The sequence below is a fragment of the Rahnella sp. ChDrAdgB13 genome, assembly GCF_017655185.1.
GTDB classification, from domain to species: domain Bacteria; phylum Pseudomonadota; class Gammaproteobacteria; order Enterobacterales; family Enterobacteriaceae; genus Rahnella; species Rahnella contaminans.
Genome location: NZ_JAEMGT010000053.1, coordinates 23987 through 47122 on the forward strand (window position 1 = coordinate 23987; position 23136 = coordinate 47122).

20 protein-coding genes are annotated in these 23136 nt (G+C 53.8%); 15 read left to right on the top strand and 5 right to left on the bottom strand.

Annotated elements, in window-relative coordinates; genetic code table 11:
* Nucleotides 1-109: 109 nt before the first annotated feature.
* Together J8X26_RS15060 and J8X26_RS15065 are read right to left on the bottom strand one after the other, a co-directional pair.
* Complete coding sequence (locus tag J8X26_RS15060) at nucleotides 110-733, bottom strand: RpoE-regulated lipoprotein (protein WP_208951296.1); 624 nt, start codon at nucleotides 731-733, stop codon at nucleotides 110-112.
* Nucleotides 734-880: 147 nt separating this feature from the next.
* Entirely contained in the window at nucleotides 881-1324 is a 444-nt protein-coding gene (locus J8X26_RS15065; RefSeq protein WP_152324524.1) for a DUF2919 domain-containing protein, read from the bottom strand.
* A gap of 173 nt (nucleotides 1325-1497) precedes the next feature.
* Here J8X26_RS15065 and J8X26_RS15070 point away from each other — a divergent pair, with 173 nt between their 5' ends.
* On the top strand, nucleotides 1498-1896 hold the full coding sequence (locus J8X26_RS15070) for a YgiW/YdeI family stress tolerance OB fold protein (RefSeq protein WP_208951305.1): 399 nt from the start codon (nucleotides 1498-1500) through the stop codon (nucleotides 1894-1896).
* A 93-nt stretch (nucleotides 1897-1989) separates the two neighbouring features.
* On the opposite strand, the gene J8X26_RS15075 is transcribed toward J8X26_RS15070, so the two are convergent.
* The gene (locus J8X26_RS15075; RefSeq protein ID WP_013574419.1) at nucleotides 1990-2415 is read right to left on the bottom strand and encodes a GNAT family acetyltransferase; all 426 of its coding nucleotides are present in this window, start codon (nucleotides 2413-2415) and stop codon (nucleotides 1990-1992) included.
* Between the two features lie 277 nt (nucleotides 2416-2692).
* On the opposite strand from J8X26_RS15075, the gene amiA reads away from it, so the two are divergent.
* From amiA to J8X26_RS15095, 4 genes are all read left to right on the top strand, one after another.
* Complete coding sequence (gene amiA, locus J8X26_RS15080; RefSeq protein ID WP_165058446.1) at nucleotides 2693-3577, top strand: N-acetylmuramoyl-L-alanine amidase AmiA; 885 nt, start codon at nucleotides 2693-2695, stop codon at nucleotides 3575-3577.
* Between the two features lie 108 nt (nucleotides 3578-3685).
* Complete coding sequence (gene hemF, locus J8X26_RS15085; protein ID WP_208951297.1) at nucleotides 3686-4648, top strand: oxygen-dependent coproporphyrinogen oxidase; 963 nt, start codon at nucleotides 3686-3688, stop codon at nucleotides 4646-4648.
* The gene (locus tag J8X26_RS15090) at nucleotides 4648-5097 is read left to right on the top strand and encodes a YaiI/YqxD family protein (protein ID WP_208951298.1); all 450 of its coding nucleotides are present in this window, start codon (nucleotides 4648-4650) and stop codon (nucleotides 5095-5097) included. The genes hemF and J8X26_RS15090 overlap by 1 nt, the downstream gene beginning before the upstream one ends.
* 51 nt (nucleotides 5098-5148) lie before the next feature.
* A complete protein-coding gene (locus J8X26_RS15095) occupies nucleotides 5149-6096 on the top strand; it encodes a nucleoside hydrolase (RefSeq protein WP_104921112.1) in 948 nt (315 codons plus the stop codon).
* A gap of 145 nt (nucleotides 6097-6241) precedes the next feature.
* On the opposite strand, the gene maeB is transcribed toward J8X26_RS15095, so the two are convergent.
* Nucleotides 6242-8521, bottom strand: coding sequence for an NADP-dependent oxaloacetate-decarboxylating malate dehydrogenase (gene maeB, locus J8X26_RS15100; protein WP_208951299.1), 2280 nt, complete (start codon nucleotides 8519-8521; stop codon nucleotides 6242-6244).
* A 383-nt stretch (nucleotides 8522-8904) separates the two neighbouring features.
* Between maeB and tal the strand changes: the two genes are divergently transcribed.
* The 3 genes from tal (at nucleotide 8905) to yegD (ending at nucleotide 13400) form a co-directional block, all read left to right on the top strand.
* Nucleotides 8905-9855, top strand: coding sequence for a transaldolase (gene tal / locus J8X26_RS15105; protein WP_208951300.1), 951 nt, complete (start codon nucleotides 8905-8907; stop codon nucleotides 9853-9855).
* Between the two features lie 63 nt (nucleotides 9856-9918).
* Nucleotides 9919-11913: a transketolase gene (gene tkt / locus J8X26_RS15110; protein ID WP_152324530.1), complete on the top strand. Its 1995-nt coding sequence runs from the start codon at nucleotides 9919-9921 to the stop codon at nucleotides 11911-11913.
* Between the two features lie 134 nt (nucleotides 11914-12047).
* Entirely contained in the window at nucleotides 12048-13400 is a 1353-nt protein-coding gene (yegD, locus tag J8X26_RS15115) for a molecular chaperone (protein WP_208951301.1), read from the top strand.
* Between the two features lie 91 nt (nucleotides 13401-13491).
* Here yegD and J8X26_RS15120 read toward each other — a convergent pair whose 3' ends face one another.
* Nucleotides 13492-14445: an aldo/keto reductase gene (locus tag J8X26_RS15120; RefSeq protein WP_152324727.1), complete on the bottom strand. Its 954-nt coding sequence runs from the start codon at nucleotides 14443-14445 to the stop codon at nucleotides 13492-13494.
* A 260-nt stretch (nucleotides 14446-14705) separates the two neighbouring features.
* On the opposite strand from J8X26_RS15120, the gene mdtD reads away from it, so the two are divergent.
* The 7 genes from mdtD (at nucleotide 14706) to J8X26_RS15155 (ending at nucleotide 23077) form a co-directional block, all read left to right on the top strand.
* Entirely contained in the window at nucleotides 14706-16181 is a 1476-nt protein-coding gene (gene mdtD, locus J8X26_RS15125) for a multidrug transporter subunit MdtD (RefSeq protein ID WP_208951302.1), read from the top strand.
* Nucleotides 16178-17563, top strand: coding sequence for a two-component system sensor histidine kinase BaeS (gene baeS / locus J8X26_RS15130; protein WP_165058452.1), 1386 nt, complete (start codon nucleotides 16178-16180; stop codon nucleotides 17561-17563). The genes mdtD and baeS overlap by 4 nt, the downstream gene beginning before the upstream one ends.
* Nucleotides 17564-18283 carry a two-component system response regulator BaeR gene (gene baeR / locus J8X26_RS15135; RefSeq protein WP_152324534.1) on the top strand — a complete coding sequence of 240 codons (720 nt, stop codon included), beginning with the start codon at nucleotides 17564-17566 and terminating at the stop codon, nucleotides 18281-18283.
* Nucleotides 18284-18450: 167 nt separating this feature from the next.
* Complete coding sequence (locus J8X26_RS15140; protein ID WP_152324535.1) at nucleotides 18451-18798, top strand: YegP family protein; 348 nt, start codon at nucleotides 18451-18453, stop codon at nucleotides 18796-18798.
* A gap of 187 nt (nucleotides 18799-18985) precedes the next feature.
* On the top strand, nucleotides 18986-20371 hold the full coding sequence (gene yegQ, locus J8X26_RS15145) for a tRNA 5-hydroxyuridine modification protein YegQ (RefSeq protein WP_152324536.1): 1386 nt from the start codon (nucleotides 18986-18988) through the stop codon (nucleotides 20369-20371).
* Nucleotides 20372-20742: 371 nt separating this feature from the next.
* Nucleotides 20743-21639: a lipid kinase YegS gene (gene yegS / locus J8X26_RS15150; RefSeq protein WP_208951303.1), complete on the top strand. Its 897-nt coding sequence runs from the start codon at nucleotides 20743-20745 to the stop codon at nucleotides 21637-21639.
* Nucleotides 21640-21904: 265 nt separating this feature from the next.
* Nucleotides 21905-23077 carry an MFS transporter gene (locus tag J8X26_RS15155; RefSeq protein WP_244370603.1) on the top strand — a complete coding sequence of 391 codons (1173 nt, stop codon included), beginning with the start codon at nucleotides 21905-21907 and terminating at the stop codon, nucleotides 23075-23077.
* The last annotated feature ends 59 nt before the right edge of the window (nucleotides 23078-23136 follow it).

A 23136-nucleotide genomic window follows, 5' to 3' on the forward strand; every position in this document is an offset into this window, starting at 1 on the left:
TAAATTGACCGGCGCCATCATACCGGATGTCAATAAAAATGCCTTGCGCGAAGGCAAGGCATTGAGGACTTCTTTTGCAGGCTAAAGCGCCGGCAAGCGAAAAGCGGCGTTACTGCGTCTGACCGGTTTGCAGCGGATTCGCGCGCCAGACGATTTTGCTGACTTTCCAGTCTTTCAGGGCGTCGTCAGAAGGCATCAGGGATTCAGGGCCGTGCCAGATCCCGCTAAACACATAGGTGACATGCGCGCTTTGCGGCGCTTTACACTCCACGTTCTGCGCATCGTCGCCTTCACCTTTCACACACGAATCAAACGCTTTGGTATAGAGATCGCTGAACGACGTGCCAATTTTCACGCCCCACTCGCTCGCCACTTCAGGATCCATCACATCCACCCGCTGCACGTTACCTTTCGGCTCGCCGCTGACGGACAATTTCACGTCTTTGCCGTCCATCGCCTGGAAGAAGCTCAGCATTTTGCCATCACTCATCGACATACCGCTGCGCAGGGAATAGTTACCGTTAAGCCCGTCTTTGATGGCGGTTTCCGTCAGTGGCGTGCTGGCCGTGATACCGCCAACGCCCTGATCGGTCACGGTCAGGCTGCTGCCAAACCAGTTAAGCGGGTTCAGACCAGACCATGACATATGCGGCATGGACGGCATTGACGAGCAACCGGCGAGAAAAAGCGGTAACGCCAGCAACATCGGGCGGGCCCGTAAGCGAACAGTCATTCGGTACACTCCTTTCCTGCAAATTTCCGCAAACCGGGGCGGCCTGACGGATAAATCAGCAGCATATTTATTATTTGGAAATCGTTGTTAAGCGCCAGTTCGAGTACTTTCTTTCCGAAAAAGTTCAGCGCGGGCCGGGAAATGGCATCAGGCCAGACGGCGCGCGGCATCGAAACAGGCGCGCAAACGGCGGCTGAGCAACCAGTACGCCAGCGCGGCCGCATCGAGCAGCGCCAGTATGATATCCACCGCCGACAGCGTATCGGTACTTTGCCACACGCCTAAACCCTGCAAGGCAAAGGTCGCGAACATCCCCGCCAGCAATAGCCAGTACCCCGCCTGCCAGGTGCGTGGCCACAGATGCCGGCGTCCGCTCAGCAGGAAAACCAGTGCGGGCGGTAAACCCAGCAACATGCCGGACCAGAAACTCTGCGGATCAGGGTAAAACAGCGACAGCATATCGCTGCCCTGCTGGCGCGAGGCACCCGCCATGACGAACAGCAGCCACGTGCGGGCCTGCAAAATCAGGATTGTCCAGAACCACAGAGGTAACCGCAACATACCGTGATCGTTATAATCATCCGGATTCATAAACGTGAAACACATTCCTTCAAACAAAGTGAAATTGAACAATAATCAACGCAGCTTAAGAAACTGTTAAGAACAATCTGTTTTACTGTTTCTCAACGCGGCAACAGGCTTTAAAAATCTCACTGTTGCCGGAATGTACTCTGGAAACGTTAAATTAAGGACGACCTATTATGATGAAGAAGATCACTCTGGCAACCCTCATTACACTTTGTTCAACGACAGCGTTCGCACAACAAACAGGCGGGTTCAACGGCCCTTCCGCGCAGGAAGCCCAAACACAACCGGCGGCGCAGGGTGGATTCACCGGCACTACCGCGCTCAGCACAGTGAAAGATGTGCAGACGATGAAAGACGATCAGTGGGTGATGCTCGAAGGCTTCCTCGATCAGCGCGTCGATCACGACAAATATATTTTCCGCGACAGCACCGGTACGCTCAACGTGGAGATCGACGGTAAACGCTGGCAGGGCCAGAACGTCTCGCCAAAAGATAAAATCCGCATTGAAGGTAAAGTCGATAAAGACTGGAACTCTGTGGAAGTGGACGTCAAAAGCGTAAAAGTGATCAAGTAATCGCTCGTTAAGCATTTGACGTAAAAAAGCCCCGGCGGTGAGTCATCCGCCGGGGCTTTTTATTATCTGTTATTGCCGGAATTCAACGGGGTTTCAGTATTCCTGATCTTCAATCAGACGCTTGCCGAGCAATAACGTATCTGAAATCTCGTAACCCAGTTTTTCATACATGCTGACTACCGCATCATTTTCGGCACGCACCATTAAATTCATTTTCGGGCAGCCGCGCGCAATCAGTTTCTTTTCGAGACGATTCACCAGCGCGTTCGCAATCCCGCGCCCGCGATAATCCGGGTGAACTCCCAGATAATTCGCCGAGCCACGATGGCCGTCGTAGCCACCCATCAGCGTACCTACCACTTCACCACCGACTTCCGCCACCAGGAAAAACTCCGGGCTGTGGTTAATTTTGCGTTCAATATCCAGTTCAGGATCATTCCACGGACGCAGCAGATCGCAGCGCTCCCATAAGGTCAGAACTTCTTCGAAATCTTCTTGACGGTATACGCGAATTTCCATCACTGTTCGCCGCTGTTAATGAGGGTTTATTTAATTATCGCGTGATCTGCTTGATACGCAACATCAAAATCACAATCTGGAGGATAAACGACCGTATTTTATCGATGAATTTCACCGGTTATGGATCTTATAAGCCATTCACTGAACAGATATTTATTCGTCGAAATATTCATTCGCGACACATTATTCATAAAAAGTAATAGTTCTCAGATCGAAACTATAAAATAGATACTCTATAACATAAGGCATTCTGCTTTTTTCTGACGGTAATGGACTGATGTTAAACCCCTTGAACAAATTTTTGCATTTCCAGCCTCTTCCCGCTGCCGCCACCCGTCGCCAATTGTTGCTGTCCGGCCTGGGGCTTGCGATTGCCGCGTTTGGTTCCCGTTCCGCCAGCGCCGCGCAGCAGGAACACATCACGAAATCTGCCCCGGCACCGAAACCGCCAGGCGCTAAAAAGCTGGTGATGATTGACCCCGGCCACGGCGGGATTGATTCCGGTGCTGTCGGCCATGAAGGCTCAGAAGAAAAACATGTGGTGCTGGAAATCGCCAACTACGTGCGTGAATTCCTCGGCGATCAGAGCCACATTGAGGTCCGGCTGACGCGCGATTCAGACCACTTCATTCCGCTTTATCAGCGTGTGGAATTGGCACATCAGCATCAGGCTGACTTATTTGTCTCGATTCATGCCGACGGTTACACCAGCCCGAGCGCTTCCGGTGCATCGGTATTTGCGCTGTCAAACCGCGGTGCGAGCAGCGCCATGGCGCGGTATATGTCGAAAAAAGAGAACGATGCCGATCTGGTTGCGGGCGCGAAATACGCCAAAGAAGACAATAACTATCTGCAACAGGTGCTTTTCGATCTGGTCCAGACCGACACCATTAAAAACAGTCTGACGCTCGGCCATCACGTTCTCGAAAGGATCCGTCCAATCCACCATCTGCACAGCCAGCAGACAGAACAGGCGGCGTTCGCCGTGCTGAAATCCCCGTCAATTCCGTCGATTCTGGTAGAAACCTCGTTCATCACCAATCATCAGGAAGAACAGCTGCTCAGCACCACCGCGTTCCGCCGTGAAATCGCGCAGGCCATTTCTCAGGGAATTGTGAATTTCTTCAGCTATTTCGACGCCAACGAACGTAAGCCACGATAACCTTCCTGCTTCGCGCCGCAGATGCGCGGGTTGTTCTGGGCGATCCGACAGGTTTTGGGGTTATAATAACCACCACTTTTTTATCATTCAGCGCCCGCAAGGCGCTGAATGTCTTTTCAGTCAACGTCTGTGAGTTTGCCCGTGAGCCAATCGATCCCCGACATACAACAAGTCAAAACCTTCCTGCTCAAGCTTCAGGACCACATCTGCCAGCAGCTGGCTGCCGCCGATGGCAAAGGCCAGTTCGCGCAAGACCAGTGGGTTCGCGAAGAAGGCGGTGGCGGCCAGAGCCGGGTATTGACCAACGGCGCAGTCTTCGAACAGGCGGGGGTGAATTTCTCGCACGTTTCTGGTGCCACATTGCCCGCATCAGCCACCGCGCATCGTCCTGAGCTGGCAGGTCGCAGTTTCCAGGCAATGGGCGTTTCGCTGGTTATTCATCCGCTCAATCCTTACGTGCCCACCAGCCACGCCAACGTGCGTTTCTTCATTGCGGAAAAGCCCGGTGAAGCGCCGGTGTGGTGGTTCGGTGGCGGTTTTGACCTCACGCCTTACTACGGTTTTGAAGAAGATGCCCGCCACTGGCATCAGACCGCACAACAACTTTGTCAGCCGTTCGGCGACGACGTGTATCCGAAATACAAAAAATGGTGTGACGATTACTTCTTTATCAAACACCGCAATGAAGCGCGCGGCATCGGCGGATTATTCTTTGATGACCTGAATACGCCAGATTTTGACACCTGCTTTGCGTTCATGCAGGCGGTGGGCAACGGCTTCACCGACTCCTATCTGCCGGTCGTCGAAAAACGCAAAGCGATGCCGTGGGGAGAACGTGAACGCCAGTTCCAGCTTTACCGCCGTGGCCGCTATGTGGAATTCAATCTGGTGTGGGATCGTGGCACGTTGTTCGGCCTGCAAACCGGAGGCCGCACGGAGTCAATTCTGATGTCCATGCCGCCGCTGGTTCGCTGGGAATATAGTTATCAGCCGGAAGCAGGCAGCCCGGAAGCCGCGCTGTACACCTATTTTCTGCCGGTTCGCGACTGGCTGAACGGGGAGAAACGCTGATGCAAATCTGGGTTGATGCAGATGCCTGTCCGAACGTAATCAAAGAAGTGTTGTTCCGCGCCGCCGATCGCACCGGCATGATGGTGACGCTGGTGGCAAACCAGACGATCCGCACGCCACCGTCGAAATTCCTGCGAACCCTGCGCGTCGAAGCAGGTTTTGACGTCGCCGATAACGAAATCGTCAAACGCACCGAACCCGGTGATCTGGTGGTCACTGCGGATATTCCGCTGGCGGCGGAAGTCATCGAAAAAGGGGGCGTTGCGCTGAACCCGCGCGGCGAGCGTTACACCACTGAAACCATTAAAGAACGCCTGAACATGCGCGATTTTATGGACACCATGCGCGCCAGCGGCGTGCAAACCGGCGGACCGCCTGCGCTTAATCAGCGTGACCGCCAGCAATTCGCCAATGAACTGGATAAGTGGCTGCAACAGGCCAAACGCTAAAATCCGGTCAGAGGAACCTGCTGTACCACTACATTTAAAGGAATAATAAAAATGGTCAAAAAGATCATACTGGATTGCGATCCGGGGCACGACGATGCCATCGCGATGTTACTCGCCCACGGGAATCCCGATATCGAACTGCTCGCCGTCACCACCGTGGTCGGCAATCAGACGCTGGAAAAAGTCACCCGTAATGCGCTGGCCGTTGCCCGCGTCATCAACCTGACCGGCGTCCCGTTTGCCGCCGGAGCCACCCGCCCGCTGGTGCGGCAAATCGAAGTGGCCGACGAAATCCATGGAGAATCCGGCCTTGACGGCCCGGTTTTACCGGAAGCGGCCATCACGCTTGAACCCGTTCATGCCATCGACCTGATCATTGATTTGATCATGTCGCATCCGCCCAAAACCATCACGCTGGTCCCGACCGGCGGCCTGACCAATATCGCCATGGCCGTGCGAAAAGAACCGCGCATCGCCGAACGCGTGAAAGAAGTCGTACTGATGGGCGGCGGTTACCATGTGGGTAACTGGAGCGCCGTGGCTGAATTCAATATCAAGATTGATCCCGAAGCCGCGCACATTGTTTTCAACGAAAAATGGCCGCTGACCATGGTCGGGCTAGACCTCACGCATCAGGCATTAGCCACACCAGAAGTGGCCGCACGAATCGCCGCTGTCGGCACACAACCGGCGAAATTTGTCGGTGAGTTGCTCGATTTCTTCGGCCTGAGCTACAAAGATCGCCAGGGCTTTGACTCCCCGCCGGTTCATGATCCGTGCGCCGTAGCCTACGTCATCGACCCGAACGTAATGACCGTACAAAAAGTCCCGGTAGACATTGAGCTAACCGGCACCTTAACGCTCGGCATGACGGTTGCTGACTTCCGTTCACCGCCGCCGCCCGATTGCCATACGCAGGTCGCGGTAAAACTCGACCATCAGCGTTTCTGGGATTTAATCGTTGATGCGCTCGAGCGTATCGGCGAAGTGAAATACTGATTTACTTAGGAAGAAAGGCTTTCCCCTAAATCATTCGTGCTGCAAAAAGGCGGCAATTGAGCAAACCCGATGAGCTGACACAGGTCAGTGATTCGGGTTCACGAGTGCAGCCAACGCATCTGCAGCGCGAAGGATGACGGGGAAATTAAAGAGGCTCGGTTTGCGCTTCCACTACCGCTAAAGCCACCATATTCACAATGCGTCTGACCGAAGCGATCGGCGTCAGAATATGCACCGGTTTCGCCACGCCCATTAACACCGGCCCTACCGTGACCCCTTCCGAACTCGACACCCGCAGCAAGTTATAGCTGATACGCGCCGATTCCATGTTTGGCATGATCAGGATATTCGCCGCCCCCTTTAACGGGCTGTCCGGCATGATGTCCTGCCGGATACTTTCGACCAGCGCTGCGTCGCCGTGCATCTCGCCGTCTATTTCAAGCAAAGGTTCACGCGCATTCACCAGCTCCAGCGTCCGCCGCATTTTGAGCGCTGCCGGGCTGTCAGAAGTGCCAAAACTGGAATGCGACAGCAGAGCCACTTTTGGTTCGATACCAAACCGCCGTACCGTTTCCGCCGCCATTAGCGTGATTTCGGCCAGCTGTTCTGCGGTCGGATCATCATTGACGTAAGTGTCCGCAATAAACGTATTCCCGCTCGGCAGCAGCAACGCATTCATCGCGCCGGCAACGTGTGCGCCCTCGCGGAACCCGAACACTTTTTCAACGATATCGTAATGCTCGTGATAGGTACCGACCGTTCCGCAAATCATTGCGTCAGCCTCGCCGCGCAGCAGCATGATGGCGGAAATCAGCGTCGGATTGCCGATAACCGCCCGCCGCGCCTGCTCCTGCGACACGCCGCGCCGTTTCATCAGCTCATAGTATTCACGCCAGTATTCGTTGAAACGCGGATCTGATTCGTTATTCACCACTTCAAAATCCCGGCCAGCTTCAATCTGCAAACCGAGTTTCTTGATACGCATCTCGATCACGCTTGGCCGCCCGACCAGAATTGGTTTTGCCAATCCCAGAGAAATCAGCTCCTGCGTCGCCTGCAAAACGCGCTCCTCTTCCCCTTCGGCCATCACCACCCGACGGGCGTCTTTTTTGGCCTGAGAGAAAATCGGCTTCATAAACAGATTGGTTTTGTAGACAAACTCCGACAGCTTTTCGACATAAGCATCGAAGTCCGGAATCGGCCGCGTTGCCACGCCGGAATCCATCGCCGCTTTCGCTACCGCAGGCGCAATTTTCACAATCAGGCGCGGGTCAAAAGGTTTGGGAATGATGTAATCCGGGCCAAATGAAAGCTCTTCTTCCCCGTAAGCCGACGCGACCACATCGCTTTGCTCCGCCATCGCCAGATCGGCAATCGCGTGCACGCAGGCCAGCTTCATTTCCTCGTTGATGGTCGTAGCCCCGACGTCCAGCGCACCGCGGAAAATGAACGGGAAGCACAGGACATTGTTCACCTGATTCGGGTAATCCGAACGACCCGTGCAGATAATCGCATCCGGGCGCACCGCTTTCGCCAGCGGCGGCAGGATTTCTGGTTCGGGGTTTGCCAGCGCCAGAATCAGCGGGGATTTCGCCATGGTTTTCACCATGTCCTGTGTCAGTACGCCAGGGCCGGAACAGCCGAGGAAAATATCCGCACCCGGTATCGCATCCGCCAGCGTGCGCTGTCCGTTGTCCTCAATGGCATAGGCCGCTTTGGTTTCGGCCATGTTATCTTCGCGGCCCTGATAAATCACGCCGCGGGAATCACAGGCCGTGATGTTGTGGCGTTTCAGCCCGAGCGCTACCAGCAAATTCAGGCAGGCAATGGCCGACGCACCGGCACCGGACACCACCAGCCGCACATCCGAAATATCTTTCCCGACCACGCGTAAACCGTTGAGCACCGCCGCCGTACAGATGATTGCCGTCCCGTGCTGATCGTCGTGAAATACCGGAATATTCATCCGCTCACGCAGTTTGCTCTCAATGTAAAAACACTCCGGCGCTTTGATGTCTTCGAGATTGATACCGCCAAACGTCGGTTCAAGCGCGGCGATCACTTCGATCAGTTTGTCGGGATCAAGCTCGTCCACCTCGATATCAAAAACATCAATACCGGCAAATTTCTTGAACAAAACGCCCTTACCTTCCATCACCGGTTTTCCGGCCAGCGCCCCGATATTGCCCAGCCCGAGTACCGCGGTGCCGTTGGAAATCACCGCTACCAGATTTCCGCGTGCGGTGTATTTATAGGCCGCAAGCGGATCTTTGGCGATTTCCAGACAGGGCGCCGCCACGCCCGGAGAGTACGCCAGCGCCAGATCGCGCTGCGTGGCCAGAGGCTTGGTTGGCGAAACCTGAATTTTTCCGGGCACCGGAAACTCATGAAAATCGAGTGCGCTTTGCTTGAGTTGTTCGTCCATCGTAGGGTCCTTTTTTGTTTCTTATTTTTTGTAGAGACAGCAGGAAACGGATGCAACATCACCATCAGTTTTACCCGATGACAGTATAGATAACCTGCCACGATTAACGCCGGATAACGACCAAAACTTAGCCGTTACATTGTTTGCTTTTCGTTCACGGAAGACGTCTCGCAAATTTCGACTAAGCTTAAAGTTTGACCTTGCGCTTTCCTCTCTCGCCCCGCAGTCTGAGCTGCGACGAGGGCTGCCATTGTTATGACCCATCGCAACAATCAGAAAAAGCGCATTCAGTTTGTTAACCGAATGATGCAGGGTAGGAGCCCAACGAAATAGAGTCGTACGACCTTATTGCTGTATCGTTTTTTTCGCCAAGGAGCTAAGAGATGAACCAGTTAGACGCACTTAAAAAGGTAACGACTGTCGTTGCCGACAGTGGTGATATTGAATCTATCCGTCATTTCGAGCCTCAGGATGCGACCACCAATCCTTCGCTAATCCTCAAAGCCGCAGACCTGCCGCAATACCAAAATCTGATCAAAGACGCCGTCGCTTATGCCCGTAAACAAGGGGGCAGCAAAGACGATCAGGTGATTAACGCCACCGATAAGCTGGCCGTGAACATCGGCGCAGAAATTCTGAAAAGCGTGCCGGGGCGCATCTCGACCGAAGTCGATGCCCGCCTGTCATTTGACACCGAAAAATGCATTGCCAAAGCCCGTAAGCTGATCGGTCTTTATCAGGGACAAGGCATCGATAAATCGCGCATCCTGATCAAACTGGCTTCCACGTGGGAAGGTATCAAAGCCGCCGAAGCGCTGGAAAAAGAAGGCATCAACTGTAACCTGACGCTACTTTTCTCCTTTGCTCAGGCGCGTGCCTGTGCCGAAGCGGGGGTTTATCTGATTTCGCCGTTCGTGGGTCGCATCTATGACTGGTACAAAGCCAAAGAGCCGAACACCGCGTATGACGTTGAGAAAGATCCGGGCGTGAAATCGGTCCGTGAGATTTACGAATACTATAAAGCGCATGACTACAAGACCGTGATCATGGGCGCCAGCTTCCGTAAAGTGGAACAAATTCTGGCGCTGGCCGGTTGTGATCGCCTGACCATTTCACCAAACCTGCTTGAAGAGCTTAAAGCCAGCAGCGCGCCGGTTGAACGCAAGCTACAACCTTCGTCGCAGGGCAGTAAAAAGCCTGCGCCGCTGACTCAGGCTGAATTCCTCTGGGAACATCATCAGGACGCCATGGCCGTCGAGAAACTGGCCGAAGGCATCCGCCTGTTCGCCGTCGACCAGAAGAAACTCGAAGACATGTTGTCCGCTCAACTGTAATTTCATCCCCCCTTTTTTCGATGGTCGCTGCACAGAATCAGCGACCATTAACCGGAGAAAAATATGCCTTCTCGCAGAGAGCTAGCCAATGCTATCCGTGCACTGAGCATGGACGCCGTCCAGAAAGCAAACAGCGGTCACCCGGGTGCCCCGATGGGCATGGCGGACATCGCTGAAGTGCTGTGGCGTGATTACATGAATCACAACCCGGCCAACCCGAAATGGGCAGACCGCGACCGTTTCATTTTGTCCAACGGCCACGGTTCGATGCTGATTTACAGCCTGCTGCATCTCACCGGCTATGACCTGCCGATGACAGAGCTGGAAAACTTCCGCCAGCTGCATTCCAAAACGCCGGGCCACCCGGAATACGGCTACACGCCGGGCGTTGAAACCACCACCGGCCCGCTGGGTCAGGGCATTGCCAACGCCGTCGGCTTTGCGATTGCAGAACGCACGCTGGCCGCTCAGTTCAACCGTGATAATCACGACATTGTGAACCACCACACCTATGCCTTTATGGGCGACGGTTGCATGATGGAAGGCATTTCCCATGAAGCCTGCTCGCTGGCTGGCACCATGAAACTCGGCAAACTGACCGCGTTTTATGATGACAACGGCATCTCCATCGACGGCCACGTTGAAGGCTGGTTCACCGATGACACAGCTAAACGTTTTGAAGCCTATGGCTGGCACGTGATCCGGGGCGTTGACGGCCACAATTCAGATGCCATTAAAGCGGCGATTGAAGAATCCCATAAAGTCACCGACCGGCCTTCCCTGCTGATGTGCAAAACTGTGATCGGCTTTGGTTCCCCGCATAAAGCCGGTACACACGATGCGCACGGCGCGGCGCTGGGCGCAGACGAAGTGGCGGCAACCCGCAAGGCGCTGGGCTGGAATTATCCGGCGTTTGAAATCCCTCAGGATATTTATGCCGCATGGGATGCCAAAGAAGCCGGTAAAGCCAAAGAAAAAGCGTGGAATGATAAATTCGCGGCTTATGCCAAAGATCATCCTGAACTGGCGGCTGAATTTGAACGTCGCGTCAGCGGCGAACTGCCGGCTAACTGGGAAACCGAAGCGCAGAAATTTATCGAAGAATTGCAGGCTAATCCGGCGAATATCGCCAGCCGTAAAGCGTCCCAAAATACGCTGGAACGCTTTGGAAAAATTCTGCCTGAGTTCCTTGGCGGCTCCGCTGACCTGGCTCCGAGCAACCTGACCATGTGGTCCGGTTCAAAATCGCTCGGTGACGATCTGGCCGGTAACTACATTCATTACGGCGTTCGCGAGTTCGGGATGACCGCAATTTCCAACGGTATCACCCTGCACGGCGGTTTCCTGCCTTATTCCGCAACCTTCCTGATGTTCGTCGAATATGCCCGTAACGCGGTACGTATGGCGGCACTGATGAAAATCCGCAACATATTCGTGTATACCCATGACTCCATCGGTCTGGGCGAAGACGGCCCGACGCACCAGCCGGTTGAACAAATGGCCAGCCTGCGTGTGACGCCGAACATGAGCCTGTGGCGTCCTGCGGATCAGGTCGAATCCGCCATCGCCTGGAAAACTGCGATTGAGCGTAAAGACGGCCCGTCAGCACTGATCTTCTCCCGCCAGAACCTGACGCAACAACCGCGTACTGCCGGACAGCTGGCAAACGTGGCGCGCGGCGGTTATGTGCTGAAAGATTCCGATGGCACGCCGGAAATCATCCTGATTGCGACCGGTTCGGAAGTGGGCATTACGGTTGAAGCAGCGGACAAACTGACGGCAGCGGGCACCAAAGTGCGCGTGGTTTCCATCCCGTCGACCGATGTCTTCGACAAACAAGACGCGGCGTATCGCGAATCCGTACTGCCAAAAGCCGTGACCGCGCGTCTGGCGGTCGAAGCGGGTATTGCAGATTACTGGTACAAGTATGTCGGCCTGAACGGCGACGTTGTGGGTATGACCACCTTCGGCGAATCCGCTCCGGCAGAACTGCTGTTCAAAGAGTTCGGTTTTACCGTGGATAACGTGGTCGCAAAAGCACAGGCACTGCTGAAGTAATCTCCGGTACATTTCCCTCTCTGTAAAAAGAGGGGGAAATGCTGGCTAAAAATCTCACATCTGCCCCCTTCCTGCTTGATGAATCTGCCCCTCTCCGGTAAAGTCCCGTCCCTTCTTTGGCATGGGGATCAATAATGTTTATTGGATTTGACTACGGTACAGCGAATTGCTCAGTCGCAGTGATGCGCGATAATAACGCCCAACTTCTGGCGTTAGAAAATAATGATCCTTATTTACCCTCCATGCTCTGTGCGCCATCCCGTGAAGCTGTCAGCGAATGGCTGAACCGCCACGGACAGGTGCCGACAGGCAGTGATGAAAATCTGGCGCTGCTGCGTCGTAGTATCAGCTTTAACCGCGAGGAAGATATTCCGGTTAACGCCAACAGCGTGAACTTTGGTTTGCAGGCGCTGGCGACCTACATGGAAGATCCGGAAGAAGTGTATTTCGTTCGTTCTCCGAAATCGTTTCTTGGCGCAAACGGCCTGAAGCCACAGCAGATTGCCCTGTTCGAAGATCTGGTTTGCGCGATGATGTATCACATCAAACGTCAGGCAGAATCTGTTTTGCTGGAAAGCATTGAGCAGACGGTAATTGGCCGTCCGATCAACTTCCAGGGCATGGGCGGTGAGGAAGCGAACAGTCAGGCGCAAGGGATTTTACAGCGCGCCGCTGAACGTGCCGGTTTCCGTGATATTGCTTTCCAGTTTGAGCCGGTAGCGGCAGGTCTGGATTTTGAAGCAACCCTGACAGATGAGAAAACAGTGCTGGTCGTCGATATCGGCGGCGGAACGACCGACTGTTCCGTTCTGCTGATGGGCCCGCAGTGGCGTGATAAAGCGGAACGCCAGAACAGCCTGCTCGGCCACAGTGGTTGCCGCGTCGGCGGTAACGATCTGGACATCATGACCGCGTTTAAACAACTGACGCCTCAGTTCGGCATGGGCAGCGAAACGCAAAAAGGTATCGCGATCCCGGCATTACCTTACTGGAATGCGGTTGCAACCAATGATGTTCCTGCACAGCTGGATTTCTACAGCGTGGCGAATGGCCGCATGTTGCGTGATTTGATCCGCGACGCCGCGCAGCCGGATCTCATTAAGCGCCTGCTGAAAGTACAACAACAGCGCCTGAGCTACCGCCTGGTGCGTGCTGCCGAAGAAAGTAAAATTGCCCTCTCCGAGCGCGAAAGCGTCACGGCGGCAATGGACTTCATTGAATCCGGTCTGGCAGAAACCATCAGCCAGCAGCAGCTGAGTGACGCGATTTCTCAGCCGCTGGAACGCATTCAGGAACAGGTTGCTCTGGCACTGGCCAGCAGCGAAATTAAACCGGATGTGATTTATCTGACCGGTGGCAGCGCCCGTTCTCCGCTTTTACGTGCCGCATTGCAGGCACAGTTGCCGGGGATCCCGCTGGTCGGGGGCAATGATTTTGGCTCGGTCACTGCCGGTCTGGCGCGCTGGGCACAAACGCTGTTCCGTTAATTAACGGCTTCACAAAAACAAAAACCGCCTGATGTTAAGGCGGTTTTTTTGTTTATGGCGATACGGCAAATTACGTTTTACAAAGACTTCGTTACCATGCGCTGGCGTCGTTAAGCGTACGGATATCGGCATCATCGAGTTTCAGCGTAGCGGCCTGCGCCAGTTCATTGAGCTGTTGCAGCGAGGTCGCGCTGACAATCGGGGACGTGATGCTCGGACGGGCGATTTGCCAGGCCAGCGCAACCTGACCCGGCTGTGCGCCGTGTTTTTCTGCGACCTGATCCAGCCCCTGCAACACTTTCAGGCCACGTTCGTTCAGGCAACGAGCAACCACGTTTTCGCCACGTTTACTTTTGCTGGCGTCGGCTTTCGTACGGTATTTCCCGGTCAGGAATCCGGCAGCCAGCCCATAGAAATTGATCACGCCAAGGCCATTGTCCGTCACGACTTTTTCCAGCGCTTCTTCATACACTTTGCGGTCGTAAAGATTGTACTGAGGTTGCAGCGTTTCATAACGCGCCAGCCCGTTTTCCTTGCTGACTTTCAGCGCTTCGGCCAGACGTGGCGCGCTGTAGTTGGATGCGCCGATAGCGCGCACCTTGCCTTCTTTGATCAGCGCATCAAACGCGGCCAGACTTTCTGCCAGCGGCGTATCCGCATCATCGTCATGTGACTGATACAAATCGATATAGTCGGTTTGCAGGCGTTTCAAAGAAGCTTCCACCGCTTCTTTGATATAACGTGGCGACAGGCCAACTTTCCCTTCACCCATCGGTTTACCGACTTTTGTCGCCAGAATGATCTGGTCGCGCTTGCCGGTTTTTTTCAGCCAGTTGCCGATAATGGTTTCCGACTCGCCACCGTGGTTGCCTTCGACCCAGCTCGAATACACATCAGCGGTGTCGATAAAGTTAAGTTTATGATCCAGAAGAGCATCGAGCAGATTAAAGGATGCTGCCTGATCGACAGTCCAGCCAAACACATTGCCGCCGAAAGTCAGCAACGGCACCTGAATTCCTGAACGGCCCAGTTCTCTTTTACTCATCATTCTCTCCCTTTGAGAAGGTCAGATTAAACATGCTTTGCGTGCGAACGATTCGTGATCAAAGGTCAACCTTAGCATTTTGATATAAAATGTCAGGCTTAAACTCTATTCTTTATTGTCAGAAGAATTGTCAAAAAATGGGAAAGACTCTCCTTATTTCCTCCATTTTCTGCTGAAGCATTCTGGCTACACTGTAAGCCTGGTCTGAAGGTGGTACTCCCCCTGAAATGCCGCGACAATGATTGTGCTGATGCGAACCCATGAAATCTGAAAACATTGACACCTTACCGCCTTCCGCCCCGCTGCCACCGTCGGTACGCTGGCAATTGTGGATTGTCGCCTTTGGCTTTTTTATGCAGGCGCTCGACACTACGATTGTGAATACTGCGTTACCGTCCATGGCCCGCAGCCTGGGTGAAAATCCTCTGCATATGCATTCGGTGGTGGTCGCTTATGTGCTGACCGTCGCAGTGATGTTGCCCGCCAGCGGCTGGCTGGCGGATAAAGTCGGGGTGAAATGGGTCTTCTTTTCCGCCATCGTTTTGTTCACCGTCGGTTCACTACTCTGCGCGCAGTCCGAAAGTCTGCGCGAACTGGTACTGTCACGTATCGTTCAGGGGATTGGCGGCGCGATGATGGTGCCCGTCGGGCGGCTGACGGTGTTGAAAATCGTTCCGCGCAGCGAATACATGGCCGCCATGACCATGGTCACCCTGCCCGGCCAGGTCGGCCCGCTGCTCGGCCCGGCGCTGGGTGGTTTTCTGGTGCAGTACGCCAGCTGGCACTGGATTTTCCTGATCAATCTGCCTGTCGGTCTGGCCGGTTGTATTGCCACGCTGATGATTATGCCGAATTACAAAATGCAGACACGGCGCTTTGATATCAGCGGCTTTGTCATGCTGGCGGTTTGTATGGCGACGCTCACGCTGGCGCTGGAAGGCAGCCGCAGCATGGGCCTTAGCGCGCTTGAATTAGTGCTGCTGGTGGTCGTCGGTTTAGGCGCGTTAGGCGTTTACTGGATGCACGCCCGCGGCAATCTTTCCGCGCTGTTTTCCCTGCGCCTGTTCCACACGCCAACGTTTAAAATCGGCCTGATCGGCAGCCTGTTAGGCCGCATCGGCAGCGGAATGTTGCCGTTTATGACGCCGGTATTTTTACAGCTTGGGATGGGCTTTACGCCATTCCACGCCGGGCTGATGATGATCCCGATGGTGCTTGGCAGCATGGGGATGAAGCGCGTGGTCGTGCGGCTGGTGAATCAGCTCGGGTATCGCGCCGCGCTGGTGAGCGCCACTTTACTGCTCGCGCTGATTACGCTTATCTTCCCGCTGGTGGCGATTTACGGCGCTGTGTGGATGATTCCGGTGGTGCTGTTCTTCCAGGGCATGGTGAACTCCCTGCGCTTCTCCTCCATGAATACGCTGACGCTGAAAGATTTACCGCCGCGTCTGGCCAGCAGCGGCAACAGCCTGCTGTCGATGATTATGCAGTTGTCGATGAGTCTCGGGGTCAGCGTCGCCGGTTTGCTGATTGGCCTCTTCGCGCATCAGCAGGCCATAACACCTGACAGCAGCACCATGCACACTGCTTTCCTGTATTGCTATATGTCGATGGCGCTGGTGATCGCCCTGCCCGCCTGGGTCTTTTCGAAAGTGCCGCCGGACATGCAGAAAAATGCCGTTATTGATCGCCGCCGTGCCGCGGCCGGATCTCCCGACCCGATGAGAAAATCATGAAACCAGGTATTACCGCCAAACTGTTTATGGCTATTTTCTGCACCTGCGCACTGGTGTTAATCACCATGAACTGGGGCGTACGGATGAGCTTCGAACGGGGCTTTATCGATTACATACGCCAGAGTAATGAATCGCGCGTTGAGCTGCTGGCCGACACCTTGCAAGAGCAGTACAAACTGCACGGCAACTGGGATTTTCTGGAAAAAAATGACCGCCTGATTTATCAGCTGATGCGCTCATTTGATCAGAACAGCAGCCAGAAAATGCCGCCGCAGGGATGGCGGACAAAGTTCTGGATCCTCGACAGCCATGACCGTCGCATCGGCGGTTACGATCAACCGGTTCCTGCTGATCTTCAGGGGCCGCGCCGCGTGATGACCGTTGACGGTGTGATGATAGGCTCGGTGATTTCCACGCCTGCCGAGCGCCTGACCCGCGACGCAGACATCAATTTCGAGCACCAGCAAAGCCGCACCAGCTGGATTATCACGGCGTTTACCGCCCTGCTGGCAGCCGCCGTGACCTGGGTACTTTCGCGGGGAATGCTCGCGCCGGTTAAGCGTCTGGTCAACGGCACGCATCAGCTGGCCGCCGGGGATTTCAGCACGCGCGTTGAAGTCGACAGCGAAGACGAACTGGGCAAACTGGCGCAGGACTTTAACCAGCTGGCGATGACGCTGGAAAAAAACGAGCAGATGCGCCGCGCCTTTATGGCTGATATTTCCCACGAACTGCGCACGCCGCTGGCGGTGTTGCGCGGCGAGCTGGAAGCGATGCAGGACGGCGTGCGCAAAATGACGATGGGGTCGCTGGAATCCCTGCAATCTGAAGTCTCGATCCTCACGAAACTGGTGGATGACTTGCACCAGCTTTCGCTGTCGGATGCCGGTGCGCTGGCGTACCGCAAAGTCGAAACGGACGTGGTGCATCTGATTCAGCTGGCGGAAGCCGGTTCGCGCGACCGCTTCCACAGTAAACAGCTAACCCTGACCAGCCGTCTGCCGGAAAGCGCCGAAGTCTTTGGGGACCCGCAGCGTCTGTCGCAGCTCTTCAATAATTTGCTGGAAAACAGCCTGCGCTATACTGACCCCAACGGCGGCCTGGAAATTCTCGGCGAAATCCGTGATAAATCGCTGCATCTGAATTTCCAGGACAGCGCACCTGGCATCAGTGATGAACAGCTGGTACGAATCTTCGAGCGTTTTTATCGCACCGAGGGCTCGCGCAATCGCGCCAGCGGTGGTTCTGGTTTAGGTCTGGCAATTTGCCAGAATATTGTCGAAGCGCACGGTGGGCAGATAAGCGCCAGCCACTCTCCGGCGGGTGGCGTTCGCATAACGATTGTCCTGCCGCTTTCCATTCCACATGGCCCGAGAAACTGAATGAACGACTCTGTATTGTCCGGCCCTGCGCCGTTAAAAATTCTGATCGTGGAAGATGAACCGAAACTTGCCCAACTGCTGATCGACTATCTCGAAGCGGCGGGTTACGCGACACAATGGTTGCCCGACGGCCACGAAGTGATCGCGCAGGTGAAAACCAATCCCCCGGCGCTGATCCTGCTGGATCTGATGCTGCCGGGAAGCAGCGGCTTATCCATCTGCCGCGATATCCGTCAGTTTTCCGATGTGCCAATCATGATGGTCACGGCAAAAACAGAAGAAATCGACCGCCTGCTCGGGCTGGAAATTGGTGCCGATGATTACATCTGCAAACCTTACAGCCCGCGTGAAGTGGTTGCGCGCGTGAAAGTGATCCTGCGCCGCTGCGTGCGTCCTGACGAACATGTGACCAAAGAGACCGGCCTGCATATTGATGAAGCCCGTTTTCAGGCGACGTTCCAGGGGCATGAGCTTGAGCTGACGCCAGCGGAATTTCGTCTGCTGAAAACGCTGTCGGTCAAGCCCGGTTATGTCTTCACCCGTGAAATCCTGCTTAATAACCTGTATGACGATTACCGCGTGGTAACGGATCGCACCATTGACAGCCACATCAAAAACCTGCGGCGGAAACTTGAATCGCTGGACGGCGAGAAGGCGTTTATCCGCGCCGTCTACGGCGTGGGTTATCGCTGGGAAGCAGAGCCCTGCCATCTGGTGTAACGCGCAGGGTTGAATACCTGAAAGACCGGCAGCGCAGATTTGTAAAGTTACTGAAAGTCTGTCGGCCAGTTCACATTTAATGTCTTAAATACTCCCTTTCCCCGCGAAAAAGTTTCCCTTAACTACACTTATCTCTGGAAAAAACCCTTCTACTGGAGATTACCTTTATGGCTAACGGTCACTATGATCTGAAAAAAGCGAAGAATGGACAGTTTCACTTTAACCTGAAGGCCGGGAACGGAGAGATTATTCTCACCAGCGAGATGTATGCCAGTAAAGCGTCGGCGGAAAATGGCATTTCGTCGGTGCAGGCTAACGCGCCGCATGAGGCTCAATACGAAGTGAAACCGTCAAAAGACGGGCAATTTTATTTTGTGCTGAAAGCGAAAAACCACCAGGTTATCGGTGTGAGTGAAATGTACACCACGGAAAGCGCCGCGAAAAAAGGCATCCTGTCGGTTGTGAAAAACGGGCCAACGGCCGATATCCGCGATCTCACCCAGCAAACTGCCTGATTCCTCCTTTGCGGAGGTTGCGGCATTCTGCGCTGCAACCTCCCGATTCAAAAATTGATCTGACCCCATAAAAGCTGAAATACCCACACTAACCGGCTGCTTTTGATCAACTCAGACGTTACAATTCTGACCTTTCGTCGCCCCGCATCCGGGACGGCCCTGACCTGTGATCAGACTGAGATTGACTATGTTTACCCCCGATTCTTTTGTTCCGGAACTGCTTTCCCCTGCCGGCTCCCTGAAAAATATGCGTTACGCGTTCGCCTATGGCGCAGATGCCGTTTACGCCGGACAGCCGCGCTACAGCCTGCGTGTGCGCAATAACGAATTTAACCACCAGAATCTGGAAATCGGCATTAACGAAGCCCATGCTCTCGGTAAAAAATTCTATGTCGTGGTGAATATCGCGCCGCATAACGCCAAACTTAAAACCTTCATCCGCGATTTACAGCCGGTCATCGACATGGGGCCGGACGCGCTGATCATGTCCGATCCGGGCCTGATCATGATGGTTCGCGAAGCTTTCCCGCAGATGGATATTCATCTGTCGGTACAGGCAAACGCGGTGAACTGGGCGACGGTGAAGTTCTGGAAGCAAATGGGGCTGACGCGCGTGATTTTGTCCCGCGAGTTGTCGCTGGAAGAGATTGCGGAAATCCGCACGCAGGTGCCGGACATGGAAATCGAGATTTTCGTCCACGGCGCGCTGTGTATGGCGTATTCCGGCCGCTGCCTGCTCTCCGGTTACATCAACAAACGCGATCCGAATCAGGGAACCTGTACCAACGCCTGCCGCTGGGAATATAAAGTTCAGGAAGGCAAAGAAGACGCCATCGGCAATATCGTGCATCAGTACGAACCGATCCCGGTTCAGCAGGTCGACGCGCCGGAACCGACGCTCGGCATCGGTCAGCCGACGGATAAAGTGTTTATGCTCGAAGAAGCCATGCGTCCCGGCGAATACATGAGTGCATTCGAAGATGAACACGGCACGTACATCATGAATTCCAAAGACTTACGCGCCATTCAGCATGTTGAAGCGCTGACCAAAATGGGTGTGCATTCCCTGAAAATTGAAGGCCGCACCAAGTCATTTTATTACTGCGCGCGTACCGCACAGGTTTACCGCCGCGCCATCGACGACGCCGTTTCCGGAAAACCTTTCGACCCGACGCTGCTTTCCACCCTCGAAGGGCTGGCGCATCGCGGCTATACCGAAGGTTTCCTGCGCCGCCATACCCATGACGCGCAGCAAAACTACGAATACGGTTTTTCCGTCAGCGACCGTCAGCAATTTGTCGGCGAATTCACCGGCAACCGCGTGGACGGTTGGGCTGAAATCGACGTGAAAAATAAATTCAGCGTTGGCGATAGCGTGGAAATGATGACGCCACAGGGTAATATTCAGTTCAAGCTTGAAGCGCTGCGCAACAAGAAAGGCCAGCCGACGGAAGTCGCGCCGGGTAACGGGCATATTGTGTATGTCGCCCTGCCGGAAGACATCAGCCTGGAATTCGCCATTCTGCTGCGAAATCTGGAAGAAACGGATACACGCAATCCGCACCTGAAATAAGGCTTTTAGTGAAAATAAGAATCCGGTCACAACTCTTTTAATTTAAGTTGGCTAATATGCATTCGCAATTTACTTCGAATGCAAAATAATGCACCGGACTACACTAGGAACCACCTCCTTGGCCAGCTCAATCTCCCTTGAGCTGGCTTTTCTTTTTGTATTCAATCTCTTTCTTTTTTCCTGTTATTGAGAAGAATAACGTTTTACTTTCCCTTCACTTTAATTAACTCCCGCCCGATAAATACGCCATTTTTTGAATTAATTTAACCGAAATTATTTAACAGGCGATTAAATTATTAAGTGATTAATCCGATAGCCAAATACGGTCTTTATCATCTATTGTTAAAGCCTATGAATGATAAGGAGATGATATGAAGGACACGGGCGCTGCACTGCTGATCTTAAACGGAAAAGGGGCAGGGAATGAAGAACTGCGGGAAGCCGTCGGTGCGCTGCGTGAAGAAGGCGTGAAACTTAGCGTGCGCGTCACCTGGGAATACGGAGACGCCGCGCGCTATGTGGCAGAAGCCGTAGAGCTGGGCTGCGAGACGGTGATTGCCGGTGGCGGTGATGGCACGATCAACGAAGTCGCGGGCGCGCTGGCCCAGCTTGGCGCAGATGCACCGGCACTCGGTATTATCCCGCTGGGCACGGCCAATGATTTCGCGACAGGCTGTAATATTCCGCTCTCACCGGAACAGGCGCTTCAGCTGGCGGTGAAAGGCCGCGTCGTGGATATCGATCTGGCGAAAGTAAACGACCAGCACTTCTTTATTAACATGGCGACCGGCGGATTTGGCACGCGGATCACCACCGAAACGCCGGAAAAACTGAAAGCCGCACTGGGTGGCGTTTCCTATTTTATTCACGGACTTTTACGTCTTGATACGCTGAAAGCGGACAGCTGCGAAATCAAAGGGCCGGATTTCAGCTGGCAGGGCGACGCGCTGGTCATCGGTATCGGCAATGGCCGCCAGGCCGGTGGCGGGCAGCAAATTTGCCCGGACGCGCTGATTAACGACGGTCTGTTGCAGCTGCGTTTGCTGGCCTCCGAAGAGCTGTTGCCCTCTTTCCTGCGCAGCCTGATCAACAACGAAGAGAATAAGAACATCGTTTCCGCCAGTCTGCCGTGGCTGGAAATCAACGCGCCGCACGACATGACGTTCAATCTCGACGGCGAGCCGCTGACCGGAAAACGGTTCCGCATCGAAGTTCTTCCCAACGCGATTCAGTGCCGTCTGCCGCCAAACTGCGAGTTACTCGGCTAATTCCCCGAATTTCCCCTGCCCTGACTGCTCATTCTCTGTACTGTGATCTGCCTTACAGTACAGAGGAAATTTGCGTTTATTTTTGTGATCCCTTCCGATAAATCCTGATCCACATACTTGTATGGTAGATGCCAGTTGCCTAGTTTTATTCTGCTGACGCCAACGGATTTTTTATTCCTGAACGTCTGCGGCATCCCAATAAGTTTGTTTTCACGACTCTTACTTATCCGATATCGCCAAAAATAATACGGAACACAGGGGTATTATGATTAATCATCATAAAGAAAGACCGATATCACTCAAAAATATGCTGGCCTATGGCGGAGGAGATTTCTTCGGCGGTGGTTGTTTTGCGGTATTAGGTTTATGGATTATGTTTTTCTATACCACCTACGCCGGATTAAGCCCGGCGGAGGCCGGTGCTGTTATTGCTTCTGCCCGGTTGCTGGATGCATTTTTCGATCCGCTGATGGGATATGTGACCGATAATTTTTACCGTAATCCTCTGGGTAAAAAGTATGGCCGCCGCGGGTTCTTCTTCTTATTTGGCGCTCCGCTGATTATGGTGACCTACATTATTATGTGGATCAGCGGCATGGGATTCTGGTATTACCTGCTGACGTATATTTTATTTTACGCAGCTTACACGCTGGCGATTGTGCCTTATGAAACGCTGGCGGCTGAAATGACCTCCAGTTTTAAAATGCGCACCAAACTCACCGGCGTCAGAATGTTCTTTTCAACCGGCGCGGCAATATTAGCCGCCTGGCTTCCGGGACGAATTATTGCGTATCTCGGAGAAGATTCGTCTTCATCATTTCTGATTATGGGCGTGATATTTGGCGTGCTGTTCGCCGTGGTGATCCTGCTGCTCTATTTCTACACCTGGGAACGCCCGATCCCCGTTGATGTGGCCACGCCGAAATTGTCTTTCCGCCGTGACATGAAGCACCTGTTTAAATCCCTGGTTTCCACCATGAAAGTGCGGACTTTTCGCCAGCACGTCGGGATGTATCTGGGCGGTTATGTCGCGCTGGATGTCCTCGGTGCCGTTCTCGCTTACTACATTATTTTTGTCCTCGGGCAAAATGCCGTAACGGCGTCCAATGCGATGACGCTTATGACGCTGATTCAGTTTGTCTGCGTGGCCTTATTTATTTTCCTGTGTATGAAATTAGGTAACGGCTCAGCGTATCGGATTGCACAACTCTTTATGCTGGCGAGCGTCGGGTTATTTTTATCTATTCATCTGCTGCAACTGCCTTTTAATATGGCACTGATTTATCTCTCCGTTATTTTAATGGGCGTCGGACGTTCCGGGACCAGTTATGTCTGCTGGAATATCTACAGTTTTATTCCTGATGTCGATGAAATGCTGACAGGGAAACGCCGAGAAGGTATTTTCGCCGGCGTGATGACTTTTGTGCGGCTTTGTTGAATAAATCGAACTTTTGGCCGTAATCAGGATCAGATCACCACATTCCCGATCCTGTAGCG